The 14,307-nt window shown below is 64.4% G+C and carries 18 protein-coding genes and 1 tRNA gene; 16 read left to right on the top strand and 3 right to left on the bottom strand.

From position 1 onward, the window contains the following. Nucleotides 1-4 precede the first annotated feature (4 nt). The 7 genes from ACT535_RS08140 (at nt 5) to ACT535_RS08110 (ending at nt 6,129) form a co-directional block, all read left to right on the top strand. Entirely contained in the window at nt 5-1,195 is a 1,191-nt protein-coding gene (locus ACT535_RS08140) for a phage major capsid protein (RefSeq protein WP_476363961.1), read from the top strand. 65 nt (nt 1,196-1,260) lie between these two features. Further along, a complete protein-coding gene (locus tag ACT535_RS08135; RefSeq protein WP_476363960.1) occupies nt 1,261-1,668 on the top strand; it encodes a hypothetical protein in 408 nt (135 codons plus the stop codon). Nucleotides 1,669-1,757: 89 nt separating this feature from the next. After that, the gene (locus ACT535_RS08130; RefSeq protein WP_476364011.1) at nt 1,758-2,213 is read left to right on the top strand and encodes an HNH endonuclease signature motif containing protein; all 456 of its coding nucleotides are present in this window, start codon (nt 1,758-1,760) and stop codon (nt 2,211-2,213) included. Continuing rightward, nucleotides 2,210-2,509 carry a head-tail connector protein gene (locus ACT535_RS08125; protein ID WP_476363959.1) on the top strand — a complete coding sequence of 100 codons (300 nt, stop codon included), beginning with the start codon at nt 2,210-2,212 and terminating at the stop codon, nt 2,507-2,509. The genes ACT535_RS08130 and ACT535_RS08125 overlap by 4 nt, the downstream gene beginning before the upstream one ends. Nucleotides 2,510-2,523: 14 nt before the next feature. Then, nucleotides 2,524-2,952 carry a phage terminase small subunit P27 family gene (locus ACT535_RS08120; RefSeq protein ID WP_394079471.1) on the top strand — a complete coding sequence of 143 codons (429 nt, stop codon included), beginning with the start codon at nt 2,524-2,526 and terminating at the stop codon, nt 2,950-2,952. Then, nucleotides 2,949-4,559 (top strand): terminase large subunit, encoded by a 1,611-nt coding sequence (locus tag ACT535_RS08115; RefSeq protein ID WP_476363958.1) that lies wholly within the window; start codon nt 2,949-2,951, stop codon nt 4,557-4,559. The genes ACT535_RS08120 and ACT535_RS08115 overlap by 4 nt, the downstream gene beginning before the upstream one ends. Before the next feature lie 118 nt (nt 4,560-4,677). Continuing rightward, entirely contained in the window at nt 4,678-6,129 is a 1,452-nt protein-coding gene (locus tag ACT535_RS08110) for a P-loop ATPase, Sll1717 family (protein WP_476363957.1), read from the top strand. Between the two features lie 88 nt (nt 6,130-6,217). Here the strand turns inward: ACT535_RS08110 and ACT535_RS08105 are convergent, their stop codons facing one another. Then, entirely contained in the window at nt 6,218-6,454 is a 237-nt protein-coding gene (locus ACT535_RS08105; protein WP_476363956.1) for a helix-turn-helix domain-containing protein, read from the bottom strand. Between the two features lie 91 nt (nt 6,455-6,545). Between ACT535_RS08105 and ACT535_RS08100 the strand changes: the two genes are divergently transcribed. From ACT535_RS08100 to ACT535_RS08070, 7 genes are all read left to right on the top strand, one after another. Beyond that, nucleotides 6,546-6,944 (top strand): hypothetical protein, encoded by a 399-nt coding sequence (locus ACT535_RS08100; RefSeq protein ID WP_476363955.1) that lies wholly within the window; start codon nt 6,546-6,548, stop codon nt 6,942-6,944. Nucleotides 6,945-6,966: 22 nt separating this feature from the next. Further along, nucleotides 6,967-7,527, top strand: coding sequence for a hypothetical protein (locus ACT535_RS08095; protein ID WP_476363954.1), 561 nt, complete (start codon nt 6,967-6,969; stop codon nt 7,525-7,527). Between the two features lie 92 nt (nt 7,528-7,619). Beyond that, complete coding sequence (locus tag ACT535_RS08090; RefSeq protein ID WP_476363953.1) at nt 7,620-8,303, top strand: hypothetical protein; 684 nt, start codon at nt 7,620-7,622, stop codon at nt 8,301-8,303. After that, complete coding sequence (locus ACT535_RS08085; protein ID WP_476363952.1) at nt 8,303-8,491, top strand: helix-turn-helix domain-containing protein; 189 nt, start codon at nt 8,303-8,305, stop codon at nt 8,489-8,491. Before ACT535_RS08090 ends, ACT535_RS08085 begins: the two co-directional genes overlap by 1 nt. 1 nt (nt 8,492) lies before the next feature. After that, nucleotides 8,493-8,747 carry a hypothetical protein gene (locus ACT535_RS08080; RefSeq protein WP_476363951.1) on the top strand — a complete coding sequence of 85 codons (255 nt, stop codon included), beginning with the start codon at nt 8,493-8,495 and terminating at the stop codon, nt 8,745-8,747. A gap of 4 nt (nt 8,748-8,751) precedes the next feature. Further along, nucleotides 8,752-9,015 (top strand): hypothetical protein, encoded by a 264-nt coding sequence (locus ACT535_RS08075; protein ID WP_476363950.1) that lies wholly within the window; start codon nt 8,752-8,754, stop codon nt 9,013-9,015. Beyond that, the gene (locus ACT535_RS08070) at nt 9,002-10,213 is read left to right on the top strand and encodes an integrase (RefSeq protein WP_476363949.1); all 1,212 of its coding nucleotides are present in this window, start codon (nt 9,002-9,004) and stop codon (nt 10,211-10,213) included. The genes ACT535_RS08075 and ACT535_RS08070 overlap by 14 nt, the downstream gene beginning before the upstream one ends. Before the next feature lie 84 nt (nt 10,214-10,297). Here ACT535_RS08070 and ACT535_RS08065 read toward each other — a convergent pair. Further along, nucleotides 10,298-10,372, bottom strand: a tRNA-Gly gene (locus ACT535_RS08065). 130 nt (nt 10,373-10,502) lie between these two features. Between ACT535_RS08065 and ACT535_RS08060 the strand changes: the two genes are divergently transcribed. Together ACT535_RS08060 and ACT535_RS08055 are read left to right on the top strand one after the other, a co-directional pair. Further along, entirely contained in the window at nt 10,503-12,404 is a 1,902-nt protein-coding gene (locus ACT535_RS08060; RefSeq protein ID WP_476363948.1) for an aminopeptidase P family protein, read from the top strand. A 127-nt stretch (nt 12,405-12,531) separates the two neighbouring features. Beyond that, entirely contained in the window at nt 12,532-12,684 is a 153-nt protein-coding gene (locus ACT535_RS08055; protein ID WP_168460109.1) for a DUF3309 family protein, read from the top strand. 247 nt (nt 12,685-12,931) lie between these two features. Here the strand turns inward: ACT535_RS08055 and aptA are convergent, their stop codons facing one another. Next, nucleotides 12,932-14,287, bottom strand: coding sequence for an omega-aminotransferase AptA (aptA, locus tag ACT535_RS08050; RefSeq protein ID WP_168460107.1), 1,356 nt, complete (start codon nt 14,285-14,287; stop codon nt 12,932-12,934). Nucleotides 14,288-14,307: the final 20 nt, after the last annotated feature.

The raw sequence follows: 14,307 nt of genomic DNA, 5'->3' as shown, positions 1-14,307 counted from the left end.
GACCATGTACGACGACCACGCGGCGCCGCTGGGCACGCTCGAAATCAAGGAAGCTGGCGACGATCCGGCCGCCGCCGTCACCGCCGCCCTCGATGCCTTCAAGGGCGAAGTGATCGGCCGCATCGAGAAGCTGGAGGCCGGCGCCAAGCCTGACGCGAAGGGCGATGGCGCGCCGGAGATGAAGGGCTTCGACAAGCTGAACGACCGCCTCGACAAGATCGAGGCGAAGATGAACCGCCCGGCCGGCGGCGAGCGCAAGGATGAGCCCAGCGCCGAGCTGAAGGCCTTCGGCACCTATCTGCGCCACGGCGCGGCGGCGCCGGCCGACGAACTGAAGACCCTCACGGTCTCCAGCGACGCGCAGGGCGGCTATCTGGCGCCGGCCGAGATGTCGACCGAGTTCGTGCGCAACCTCGTAGAGTTCTCGCCGGTCCGCACCCTCGCCAGCGTGCGCGCCACGTCCTCGGCGAGCGTGCAGTATCCCAAGCGCACCGGCGTGACCAACGCCCGTTGGAAGGGCGAGACGCAGACCAGCGAGGCCAGCGAGCCCACGTTCGGGCAACAGGAGATCGTCATCCGCGAGGTGAACACCTTCGTCGACATCTCCAACGCCCTCCTCGCTGACAGTGCTGGCGCGGCGGAAGCCGAGGTGCGCCTCGCCCTGGCGGAGGACTTCGGCCAGAAGGAAGGCTATGCCTTCGTGAAGGGCGACGGCGTGCTCCAGCCCATGGGCCTGCTCTCCGATCCTGGCCTCGGCTACACCGCGAACGGCCACGCCACGAACCTGTCCTCGGACGCGCTCATCTCGCTCATGTATGCCCTGCCGGCGGCTTATCGCCAGCGCGGCACCTGGCTCCTCAATGGCAGCACCCTCGCCGCCATCCGCAAGCTGAAAGACGGGCAAGGGAATTACCTGTGGCAGCCGGCGTTTTCCGCCGATGTGCCCGAGACGATCCTTGGCCGGCCCGTGGCGGAAGCCGTCGACATGCCGGACGTGGGCGCCGACGCCTACCCCATCATCTTCGGCGACTTCACGACCGGCTATCGCATCGTCGATCGCCTCGCGCTCTCCATCCTCGTCAACCAGTACATCCGCGCCACGGACGGCGTGACCCGCATCCACGCGACCCGCCGTGTCGGCGGCGGCGTGGTGCAGGCTGCGGCGCTCCGCAAGCTCAAGATGGCGACGAACTGACGCCCTCGCGCCGCAGCCCTGACGGCTGCGGCTCCCTCCGCTCTCCCGCAGAAGGAACCCGCGCCATGCGCGACCTCGCTTCTAATATCGCCATCCGCGCCGTCATCCCGCCCGCCGTGGTGTCGGACAACACCGCCGCCGTGGGGACCGTTATCGACCGTCGCGGCTTTGACAGCCTCACCTATGTCATCGCCACGGGCACCCTCGCCGATGCCGATGCGACGTTCGCCGCGCTCCTTGAAGAGAGCGACACTTCCGGCGCCGGCTTCACCGCCGTGGCGGACGCGGACATGATCGGCACCGAGGCGCTGGCGAGCTTCACGTTTGCCGACGATGGCGCGGTGCGGAAGCTCGGTTACATCGGCCACAAGCGCTACACGCGCCTCACCATCACGCCCGCCGGCAACAGCGCCAACGCGCCGTTGTCGGCCGTCGCCGTGCTCGGCCATGCGAGCGCGCGCCCGACCTCCTGAGTTCGTTTCCGGCGCCGGCATGTGAGGGCGCGTAGCGGCCCGCCCGACAACGGAAAGCCCACCTCCCTGGCGCCACCCGCTTGCGGGACATGTGGGGGTCAAGGTGGGCAAGGTCGCGAGCACCCGCTGCGCGTCTCACGCGCGGTGAAGGGCTCTCCGGGCGGGGCTTCGCGATGAAGCTCCGCCCATCACCTCAGAGGAATAAAACCATGCCCGTCCACGCGCCACGCATCTGCGGCTGCGGCCATCGCGTCGCCTACGGCGAGCTATGCCCCTGCGAGCGCAAGCGGAAGGCGGCGGCGGATGCCCGCCGGCCCACGGCCCGCGAGCGAGGATACGATTCCAAGTGGGACACCGAGCGCGCGGCCTATCTGAAGGCTCACCCGAAGTGTGTCCGCTGTCCCGCCCCGGCGACCGTGGTGGACCATATCATTCCGCACAGGGGTGACCGGAAACTGTTCTGGTCGCGATCGAACTGGCAGCCGCTGTGCGGCGCCTGTCACAACCGATGGAAGCAGAGCCAAGAGCGGAGGGCGACGCCGTGACCGACACGCTGGATATCCTGCCCCTCGCCGATCTCAAGGAACATCTGCGCGTCGACCTCGCCGACGACGACAACCTCCTCACTGGCGAACTGGAGGCGGCGCGCGGCTATGTGGAAGGCTGGTGCGGTCCGCTGGATGACTTCAACGATGGCGTCCCGCCGGCCGTGGTGCAGGCCATGAAGATGTATGTCGCGCACCTCTTCGAGAACCGCGAGGCCACGGGCGCAACATCTCTGTCTGAGGCACCCATGGGCTTCTTCGATCTCATCGATCCCCACCGCCTCCGGGCTTTCTAAGGGGAGGGCCGATCATGCGCGGAAGCAAGGCCGGGATCGAGCCGCACGACGAACAGCAACCGGACGATCTCCCGGCGCCGCCGGAGTGGTTGGGGGACGATGCGCGCGAGGAATGGCTGCGCGTGCTGCCCATCCTGCTCGGCGAGCGTCGGACCCTCTCGATGGCGGACCTCTCCATCTTCGCGAACTACTGCGTTGCCATCGGACAGGTGGCCGAGGCGAACCGCATCCTCAAGGCGGAAGGCCTCACCTTCTCCGGGCCGAGCGGGCCGAAGCGGCATCCCGCCGTTGCCGTGCGCTCCGATGGCATGACGCAGGCGCGCCAGATGGCGGCCGAACTGGGCCTCACGCCCGCCAGTCGCGGCCGGCCGGGCATCAAGCCCGGAAGCGGGGATGGTGATGAACCCGGCCTCTTCGGCATGTTCGGAGGGCATGGGCTGTGAACGCACGCCCGTCCACCTTCCCGAGCTGGATTTATGATGGTTCGGAGATCCCGGACCCGCTCGGCCGGGGCGAGGCGGCGGTGCGCTGGCTGCGCGCCCTGCGGCACCCCAAGAGCCGGGCGGTCCGCAATGCCTTCCAGCTGGACCCCTGGCAAGAGCGGATCGTCCGCCGCATCTATGGGCCTTGCCATGAGAGCGGCGCGCGCATCGTCAAGACGGTTGTGATGCTGCTGCCTCGCGGCAACCGCAAAACCTCCCTCTGCGCCGCATTGGCGCTGCTGCACACCTATGGCCCGGAGCGAGTGAACGGCGGCGAAGTCATCTCCGCCGCGTCCGACCGCAAACAGGCGCGGATCGCCCTGGATGAGGCGTTGGGCATCATCGGCATGGTTCCGCCCATCAAGCAGATCACAGCTGCGCAGGAGTACAAGAACCGGATCCTCAACACCCGCCGGCGCAGCTTCTATGAAGCCATCTCCTGCGATGCCGGGACGCAGCACGGGCGCACGCCCGTGTTCGTCATCGCCGACGAACTGCACGCATGGAAGAAGCGCGACCTGTGGGACGTGCTGAAGTCCGGCCTCGTGAAGACGCCCGGCTCCCTTCTCATGGTCGCCACCACGGCCGGCCGGGGGCAGGAGAACATCGCCCACGACATCGTGGAAGACGCCCGCAAGGTGGCCCGCGGCGCCGTCGATGACCCGTCGATCCTGCCTATCCTGTTCGAGGCGGAGAAAGATGAGGATTGGCGCGACGAAGCCATCTGGCACCGCGTCAATCCCGGCCTCGCCCATGGCTATCCGGACATCGAGGGCATGCGCCAGCTGGCGCGCGAGGGCGCCCGCCGGCCGGGCGACCGTGAGGCCTTCCGCCAGTTGAACCTCAATGTGTGGCTGGATCACTCCGCCGACCCGTTCGTCGACATGGGCGTTTACGACGAGGGCGCCGCGCTGGTGGACCTCGACGCCCTGGAGGGCGAACCCTGCTGGCTCGGCGTCGACCTATCGTCCAATGGCGACCTCACCTGCATCGTCGCGGCCTGGCGCGATGGTGAAGACGGCTACATCGTCCACCCCTGGTACTTCTGCCCAGCCGACAACCTGCGCGCCCGCGCCGAGCGCGACGGCGTGCCCTATCCGGTGTGGGCCGAGCGTGGCTTCATCACGCCCACACCCGGCAACGTGGTGGACTTCCGCGCCGTGGAAGACACCATCCGTGACCTCTGCACCCGCTTCCGCGTGCAGGAGATCGCCTTTGACCCGCACCTTGCCCGCAACACCTTGAACACCCTCCTCGAGGAGGGATTACCAGCGGTGGAGATGCGGCAGGGCTGGGTCACCATGGCGCCGGCTGTGAAGGAGCTGGAGCGTGCCATCGTGGGCACCCGCTTGACCCACGGCGCCCACCCGGTGCTGCGCTGGAACTTCGAGAACATCGCGGTCCACACCGATCCCGCCGGCAACAGGATGTTCCACAAGGGCAAGAGCCGGGACCGCATTGACGGCGCCGTGGCCTGCGCCATGGCCGTGGCGCGGGCGGCAGCCGGTGATGGCGGATCGTCGGTCTATGAGAGCGACGAATGGTCGGCCGAGATGATGGTGCTGTGATTCAAATGCCTAGGGGTCAATACCGGGGAAGCTTGAATGAGGCAGATCAATTGACTGACAAATGAAAACCCCTATCGTGAGCAGCTTAGCTTGTCATTCCGACTCTGCGGAGCACAAAATGCCTCGGTTCGACGACGAAACGCTTGAGCGGATGTTCGGGGCGGAAGATGCAGAGAACGAACGGCCCGAACGTCTTAAAGAGTATTTTTTTAGAAACAAGGCATATGAAAGGCTTTCAGCCGATCTTCCGATACGAATACTGGTTGGACATAAGGGCGTAGGAAAGAGTGCTCTTTTAAAGATGAGGTTTATTGAAGACAAAGAAGAAAATCTTTTTTCTATATTTCTTAGGCCTGACGACATAAAGGGTGTCGTAAATTATGAAGGTCAAAATCTCAATGCACTTATCGAATTATGGAAAGTTGGTCTGACAAATCTAATTTATAAAAAGGCAATTGATAAGATTGGGCGGTCTGATGCTGATGAATCCAGCCAACTCACGCGATATTCCCTAGATGCACTTTTTGATTCCGTTAGGAACTACATTAAGGACAGTAGCTCTAAGGTAGTTGACGCCGCTGGGACTGCGTTGATCGGAAGCTACCTTCGAGATGAGAAGATAAGAATATATATAGATGACATAGATAGAGGATGGGAGGCCAAGAGAGAGGGCATTGTTCTCATTTCCGCTCTTTTAAATGCTATAAGAGATCTTTGCGGAAGCGACAACAAACTTCAGGTTAGAATTGGATTTAGATCAGATGTATATTTTCTAGTCCGAACAGCGGATGAATCTACAGATAAAATTGAGAGAAATATAATTTGGGTAAACTGGGATAACCATGAAATATTGATAGCTATTGCTAAGAGAATTGCAACTTTTTTAGGAAATACTGTTGATGAGAAGCAGCTGATCAGGCTTTCTCAGCAAAACATATCGAGGCATCTTGATAGCGTCATTGAGCCCGTTTTCCATGGTTCTGGAAAATGGAGCGGGGCGCCGATGTACAGGGTGCTGTTATCGCTAACGCGCAGGCGTCCGCGCGATTTAATCAAATTGCTCTATGGCGGCGCCAAGGAAGCATACAATAAGGGGCACGATCTGATAACTACTGAGGATCTAAAATCGACATTCTCAAACTATTCAAACGAGAGAATGCAAGATATTATTAATGAGTTCAAGACGGAAATGCCGAATATTGGGAACCTGCTGGTTAGCATGAAGCCGGCCCGCAAAGAAAGGCAGGCCAGTGATAGCTATTTGTTCTCATATGATCAACTATCTAAGAAAATACAAAACATAATATCAAGCAATAATCTTAGATTTTCGAATAATCAGATCGTAACGCCGAAGACGGTTGCGGAATTCCTGTACAAAATTGATTTTATTACCGCCAGAAAAACAAGCCCTTCGGGGGAGATAATCAGGCAATTTTTCGATCAAAATAGATTTTTACAGTCTCAATACGGAGATTTTGGCTTTTCATGGGAAGTGCACCCGGCTTATCGCTGGGCGTTGCAGCCGGAGGATGCAAATTCCATCTTTGACCGACTTGATCTGACATCTTAGCAAGCAGTCGTGGCAGCGAGATTTGGTTCGGTCCTTGTACGTTACAGATCATCCGGCCGTTCTGCAGCGACGGTCAGTCGATCTATTTTCAAACACCCGACGACGCCTTCTGCAACCTCACCCCGGCCCCGCCGCCGTTCTCGGGGATGAATTCAATGCCGGCGGCTTCGAGGGCATGCTGGATGGACTCGACGGTGCGCGGCTTCAGCTCCTCGCCGGCTTCAAGGCGCACGATGGTATCGTGCGAAACGCCGGCAAGCCCAGCAAGCGCGCGAACCGTGAGCCCGAGCGCCGCCCGGGCCATCTTACATTGGACGCCAAGCAAATCTGACTCCCGTTCAGAATCTGATTGACAGTCAGAAAATGTATCTGCATTTTCTGATCTGCGTTCAGATTCTTACCACAGGAGCACGCGCATGGGCACCCATGTTCGCGAACAGAAGAAGTGTGCCTTTCGGCGACCTTTTCTCAAGGGCGTTGCGGCTGGGCTGGTCGGGATGCCCCTTGGCATTTGGGTCGCGGCCGAGCCGGATCCGGTCTTCGCCGCGATCGCGTTGCACTCTCAGCTTTGGCGCGCCGTCGAGCAGGTCTGCTGCCAAGCCGGGTTGACCGATCAGGTGAAGACGGCCTCCCTTCGGGAAGGAGAAGCCCTGCACCGGTTCCTTGCAACCGTCCCCACTACCAGAACAGGCTTGCTCGCCTACATCGATCATCTCGGCTCGCCCATGGGTTTCGGCGAGGACGGGCCATCCGATGAGGAGATGCCCGCGATCCTCAAGACCATCCGCGCCTTCGCGGAGGCCCGCCATGCGTAGGGCCTCGCCCCGCACCTTCGAGATGGTGGAGAGCACCCGCTTCCGCGCCCGCGTCGTCGCCGCCATCGAAACCCTCGTGGATCTCCTCGACGAGCTGGACCACGATCCGGACCTTGAACCCGACAATGACGATGAGCCCTCCCTCGGTTGGCGAGAGGCCCGCGGGGGAGACGGCCTGTGCCCGACCTTCACCGATGAAGCCGAACTCGGCTCCTGGATCGAGGGGGCTCGGCAGCAACACATCGGCCGCTTCACTCCGCATACCGAGGACGAGGAGCACACCGCGCCCGAGCGGTGCGGGAAAGGCTTCATCGATGTCGGCCCCGACGACGATGAGGACAGTGACCCCGGCGGCGGCGACATCCTCGACGAGCCGCACGACGAAGACACCTTTGACGGCGTCATCGCGGATCAGGACGCGGCGGTCCTCCTACAGGAAGAGTTGGCCTTCCATGGCTGGATGGATGACACCCGCCCGGCCCGGCTCAAGGCCCGTGAAGCCACTCGCGCGCAGATCGCCAAAGCCACCGGCCGGAAGCCCGGATCGCACTGGTGCATCTCGACGCGGATCCTGCCTCGGTAAGGAAACCCTCGGTCTATTGGATTTTACTTCCAATGGGGTTTCCGACCCCCATTGGCTATGATATCTAATGGAGACTCGAAGAGGATCTTCTTATGGCTTCCCCCGGAGATTTGGTTGCGGCTGTGGCGGCGGTGCTCGGCTATCCGCTGGTGACGATCTCAACCTATTATCGCCATCTCCGCGAGGCCGGGCTCGTGACCAAGGGCGGGCGTGGCACCAGCGCCGCGCAGATGAGCCCGCGCGATGCTGCGCTTCTCCTGCTTGCCGTAGCGGCTTCGGACGAGGCTAAAACGGCGGCAGAGCGGACGCTGGCCATGGGGTTGATCCCGCTTGTCAATCGTTCCAGGGCGCGGGGACAGGAAACTCCCCTGCTCTCGGTTTTCGATGACTTGCCGGCCAGCCACACCTTCGCCGACGCGCTCACCTTGCTGTTGGATTGTGCCGGCCAAGGATCGTTGCAATCGGCGATCAACGCTGCCCTGTCCTCTACCGAGGGCCGTGTGAAGGTCTGGAGTATCCGAGTCACGATCCTGGGACCTCTTCCTCAGGCGCGTATCGATATCTTCGTAGGTGGCAGGCATGAAACGCTCTCTTATTCGAGCATTCCGAGCGAACTATTCTCGGAATTCGATCCGGATGAGGGGTTGGATGCCCTGACGAATTGGAGCAGTGAAACCGAGCACTCGTATCCCGGCGATATGAGCTTCACGCGTGAGTTCACCGGACGGACGATCTTGCGCATCGGCGCGCTGGTCGCGGGCAAGGTGAAGCAGTGATGTCTTCGGTCGTGCCGCCCCTCAAGACAGCGAAGCAAATCGCCCACGCGCTCGGCGTCTCCGAGCGCACCGTGAGCCGCATGGTTCGCAAGGGCCTCCTCCCCGCCACCAAGGGCGGCTGCGGCGGGCGCACGAGCCCGCTGGTGATCGAGCGCAAGACGCTGGAAACCGTGAAGAAGGCGCGCTGACATGGAACAGCTACCAGTCAGGCATTTCGCGGCGGGCGTGTGGCCGTGGCTGACCGGCCGGTCGCCGCGCTGTCCTGGCGAAGATGTGATGGCATTCCAGCGCCACCTTGATGAGCAGGCAGCGTCTGGCGCGCTGCGCTTTCCCCCCGAAAACGGCATGCGCATGACGATGCCCGGCGGCATGGTCTGTCGCGTCTACCTTTGGAAGCGCGTTACGCCCGCCAATGCGTTCGTCACGAAGCGCGGGAAGGGCTGAGGCCATGGCGCGTCGGCCACTTTCCACCTACAGGAGCGAGGGCGACTTCCCCTGCGAAGAGGAGATCGCGCGGCGCCTCAGTCAGGATCCCCGCGACTGGCCCGCCAAGGCGCTGGTGTTGGAGCGCGATGGCCTCCCGCGTATCGATCCCGTGATGGGCGGGCGCTATTGGCCCGCCGTCAGGATGTGGTTCCACCGTCGCTATGGGCTCGGTAGCCTCCAGCCGTTCCAACCAGACGGCGAGGAGAACCTCAATGCCCTTGCATGACGCACCCGGCCTGAAGCGGCGTAAAAACCGCGACGGCACCACGCGGCTCTATTGGGCGGCCCCGAAGGCCGCTCTTGCGGCCGGATTTCCCAATCGGATCGTGCGGCTTCATTTCGAGGCCGAACGGCCGGACCACCTCCCGCTTATCGAATCCGCCTGCAAGCGGCTGGAAGCCGAGGCCCTGGAATGGGCGGCGGGGCGAAAGGATGTTCGCCAGCGTTTCGACGGCACCATCAGGGGGCTGGTGCGGCGTTATCAGACGGACGAGTCCAGCCCATACCGTCAGGTGCGCGAGAACACGCGCCGCACCTACGATCAGGTGCTGCGCGTGATCGAGAAGGCATTCGGGCAACGGTCCCTCGCCGCGCTCGGCATCGCGGATTTCCACCGCTGGTATGAAGAGGCGAAGAAGCCGAAAGCCACCGGCGGGCAGGAGCGTGTCCGGAAGGCTCACGGCATCATCGCTATGCTGCGCCGTGTCCTGGCCTATGGCGTCACAGCCGAGCTGCCTGAATGCTTGCGTCTCGTGACCATCCTTTCAAAGGCTCGCTTCCAGCAACCCGCCCGCCGCCGCGAGAAACTGGAACTGCACCATGTGCAGGCCTTCATCGCCAAAGCGCTGGACTGCGATCGGCTGTCTCTCGCCCTGGGCACGGCCTTTCAGTTTGAGACCACGATGCGGCAGCGGGACGTGATCGGCCGGTGGGAGACCTTGCCCGCTGCAGCCGAGGGCGGCGGCATCGTCCTGCGCGGGCGGAGGTGGTCGCGGGGGCTCACTTGGGCCGACATCGGCGCTGATCTCGTGGTGAGGAAGGTCACCACCAAGACCGGCGCAGACGTGGCCCATGACCTGACCTTGTGCCCGCTGGTCATGGACCTGATTTCCCGCATCCCTTCCGAAAGGCGCGTTGGTCCGCTGATCGTGGATGAGCTGGCCGGCCGGCCGTTCGCCGAGCACGCCTATGCGCGCGAGTGGCGCAAGGTCGCGCGAGTGGCCGGCATCCCCGACGCGCTGTGGAACATGGATGCGCGGGCGGGCGGCATATCGGAGGCGGACGACGCGGGGGCCGACCTCGACTCCATCCGCTCCGCCGCCGGGCACTCACAGGCTTCTACGACGATCCGCTACGTGCGGGGCACGATCGGGAAGAGTCGCAAGGTTGCCGCGCTCCGTCAGGAGCACCGGAACAAGTCGTAAACGAAACGGAGGAACGCGGCGAGGAACGCGAGGAACGTCTAGTTCAACGGTAGGCCGACAAGCTCTTGTCACAGCTCGCGAATTTGGAGCGGGCGATGGGAATCGAACCCACGACATACAGCTTGGGAAGCTGTCGTTCTACCACTGAACTACGCCCGCGCAGGCGCAGACCATAATCGGAGGCGGGGTGCGCCTTCAAGGGCGTTTGGCGAAATACCCACTGCGTTGCCGTCGTCCGGCGGGGCTCCTATGGTCGGCGGGATTTCAACGATTGCCCGGCGCCCCGCCCATGACGTCCTCGTCTTCTGCCCATTCCGCTGTTCATCCCGCATCCCATGGCCATGCTCCCTTCAAGGCGCATTTCCAGACCTTCGACGATCTCGCCGATGGCGCCGAGGGGCCGGCGCGGCTGGCGGCGCTCAGGGCGGAGCTGGCGCGTCTCGGCTTCGACGGCTACGTGATCCCGCGCGCGGATGCGCACCAGAACGAATATGTGCCGGCGTGCGAGGAGCGCCTTGCTTACCTGACCGGCTTCACCGGCTCGGCTGGCACCTGCGTGGTCCTGCCGACGGAGGCCGCGCTGTTCGTCGACGGGCGCTACACGTTGCAGGCCCCGGCGCAAGTGGATGAGGCGGCCTTCACCGTGGTTCCGCTGTCGCAGACGCGGCCGGACAAGTGGATCGAGGGCCATCTGCCGCGCGGCGCCCGGCTCGGCTTTGATCCGTGGCGGACCACCATCGACGGCCGCGAGCGGCTGGTGAAGGCGGTGGCGGCGGCGGGCGGCATCCTCGCCCCGCTGGAGGCCGATCCCTTCGATCCCATCTGGCCCGACCGGCCCGCGCCCCCGCGGGAGCCGGTGCGCCTGCTCGACCTCTCCGTCGCGGGCGAGGACACCGCCACCAAGCTCCGGCGGGTGCAGGAGAAGCTCGCCGAGGAGAAGCTCGACGGCGTGCTCGTCTCCGATCCGCACGGGGCGGCCTGGCTGTTCAACATGCGTGGTGGAGACGTCGCGCACACGCCGCTGCCGCTCGCCTGGTGCATCGTGCCCCACGAGGGGCTCCCGGACCTGTTCCTCGATGCGCTGAAGCTCTCCCATGAGGTGCGCGCCGCTCTCGCGGGGCATGCGCGCCTGCATGGCGTCGGCGACCTCGACCGCGTGCTCGCAGCCTTCGCCAAGGGGGAGGGCAAGGACGCCGGGAAGGGCGGGCGCATCCGCGTCGATCAGGCCACCGCGCCGGTGCGCCTCGCCACCCTCATCGAGACGGCGGGTGGCATCGCCGACAAGGGTGCCGACCCCATCTCCCTCATCAAGGCCTCGAAGAACCCGGCCGAGATCGCCGGGATGCGCGCGGCCCATGTGCGCGACGGCGCGGCGCTGGTGCGTTTCCTCGCGTGGTTCGACCGCGAGGCCCCCACCGGCAAGCTCACCGAGATCGATGCGGTGGAGGCGCTGGAGACGTTCCGCCGCGCCACGGGCTGCCTCACCGACATCTCCTTCCCGACCATTGCGGGCGCGGGGGAGAACGGCGCCATCGTGCATTATCGGGTCACCCGCAAGACCAACCGGGCGATCCATCCGGGCGAGCTGTTCCTCCTCGACTCCGGTGCGCAATATCCGGACGGCACCACGGACATCACCCGCACCCTCGCCGTCGGCACGCCGACGCCGGACATGCGCCGCCATTATACGCTGGTGCTGAAGGGCCATCTGGCCCTTACCCGCGCAGTGTTTCCCAAGGGGATCACCGGCGCCCAGCTCGATCCTTTGGCGCGGCAGTTCCTGTGGGAGAACGGGCTCGATTTCGATCACGGCACCGGGCATGGGGTCGGCGCGGGGCTCTCGGTACATGAAGGGCCGGCGCGCATCTCGCAGCTTGGCCACCTGCCGCTGGCCGCGGGGATGATCCTCTCCAACGAACCGGGCTTCTACCGCACGGGCGCCTACGGTATCCGCATCGAGAACCTGATCCTGGTGGAGGACCGGCCGGTGGAGGCGGGGGAGCGGCCGTGCTTTGGCTTCTCGACGCTCACCCTCGTGCCCTACGACCGGCGGCTCATCGACCTCGGCCTCCTCACCGACACCGAGCGAGCGCAGGTGAATGCCTACCACGCCGAAGTGCGGGCGACCCTCGCGCCGCTGGTGGACGAGGGCAGCGTGAACTGGCTCGCGGGAGCCACGGCGCCGCTCTAGGCGTTGGCCGGGTCGCCCGCCGAGCTTGGGGCGATCCTCCACAAGACAAGGAACTGCAAGGCCTCGTGCGCGTTACCAGATGCGCAAGGCGGAGCGTGGCTCCGTCTCACCGAAAGGGAGGCCGCTGATGTCCACGATCCTCATCATCATCCTCGTGCTGCTGCTCGTCGGCGCGCTGCCGACGTGGGGCTACAGCTCCGGGTGGGGGTATGGACCCGGCGGCATCGTGGGCGTGCTGCTGATCATTGTGATCGTGCTGGCGCTCACGGGGCGGCTCTAGTCCTACGCCGGCTCCCGCTTCGGCCGGAGCCGGCCGCGCCTGCGGAACGAGGCCTGAGCCTCAACTTCAAAACGCAATGCTTCTGACACGGGGACCGCGAACGTGCGGCTCGCGAGCCTGACGCCCCTGCTTCGCGGCCCGTACGCAACTGGCCGTCGGCTGCACACGCTGCAGACCGGCGGCCAGGCTGCGTCTAGGGGTGGCCGGCGTCCGGCTCCAACAGGAGACGGACGCCGGGATAATGCCGTCAGGCTGTCTTCTCGATCACCCGTCCCAGCTTCTCCACCAGTTCGCCGACCTGCTCCTTGGTGATGATCAGGGGCGGGGTGATGACGAGCGTGTCGCCGGCGATGCGCATCATGAAGCCTTCCTCGTGGAAGGCCTTCTCCAGCGCCTCGTAGCCGCGCAGGCCGGGCGAGCCGGCGCGCGGAGCGAGGTCCACCGCGCCGGTGATGCCCACGGTGCGGATGTCGAGCACGCCGGGCTTGTCCTTCAGCGACATCACCGCATCGGCGAAGAACGGCTCCAGCGCCAGCGCGTGGGTGAAGGTGCTTTCCTTCGCGTAGAGGTCGAGCGTGGCGAGGCCGGCGGCGCAGGCCAGCGGATGCGCCGAATAGGTGTAGCCGTGGAACAGCTCCACCACGTGCTCCGGCCCCTTCATGAAAGCATCGTGGATGGGCTTGCGGGCGATGACGCCGCCCATGGGCACGGCGCCGGCCGTGATGCCCTTGGCGAAGCAGATCATGTCCGGGATGACGCCGTAGCGCTCGGCGGCGAAGGCATAGCCGAGGCGGCCGTAGCCGGTGATGACCTCGTCGAAGATGAGCAGGATGCCGTACTTGTCGCAGATCTCGCGCAGGCGCTTGAGATAGCCCTTCGGCGGCGGGAGGACGCCGGTGGAGCCGCCCATGGGCTCGACGATCACGGCGGCGATGGTGGAGGCATCATGCAGCCCGACGATGCGCTCCAGCTCGTCGGCGAAATGCGCGCCATACTCCGGCTCGCCCTTTGAGAAAGCCTGATTCTCCCGGTCGTACGTCGTGCGCAGGTGGTCGACGCCGGCGAGCATGGTGCCGAAGGTGCGGCGGTTCGCCACCATGCCGCCCACCGAAATCCCGCCGAACCCGACACCGTGATAGCCCCGCTCGCGGCCGATGAGGCGGGTGCGGGTGCCCTGGCCGATGGTCTGCTGGTAGGCGAGGGCGATCTTTAGCGCCGTGTCCACCGCCTCGGAGCCCGAGTTGCAGAAGAACACGTGGTCGAGGTCGCCGGGCGCGAGGTCGGCGATCTTGGTGGCGAGGCGGAACGCGCTCGGGTGGCCGTACTGGAAGGTCGGCCCGAAATCCATCTCGGCAGCGCCCGCGCGGATCGCCTCGACGATGGGCTCGCGGTTGTGGCCGGGATTGACGCACCACAGGCCGGCGCAGCCGTCGAGGATCGGGCGGCCCTCGGGCGTGTAATAGTGCATGTCCTTGGCGCGGGACACGAGACGCGGCCGCTTCTTGAACGACCGGTTGGAGGTAAACGGCATCCAGAAGGCTTCGAGGTCGTTCGGAACGCTGTCCGCGCGCACGCCGTCCGTCACCAGATCGTCCAGAGCCATGATGGTCCTCTCCCGCGCGC

The organism is Xanthobacter sp. DMC12 (assembly GCF_056314105.1).
The sequence above is the reverse complement of the archived record's forward strand: the minus strand, read 5'-3'. Positions and strand labels throughout refer to the sequence as shown.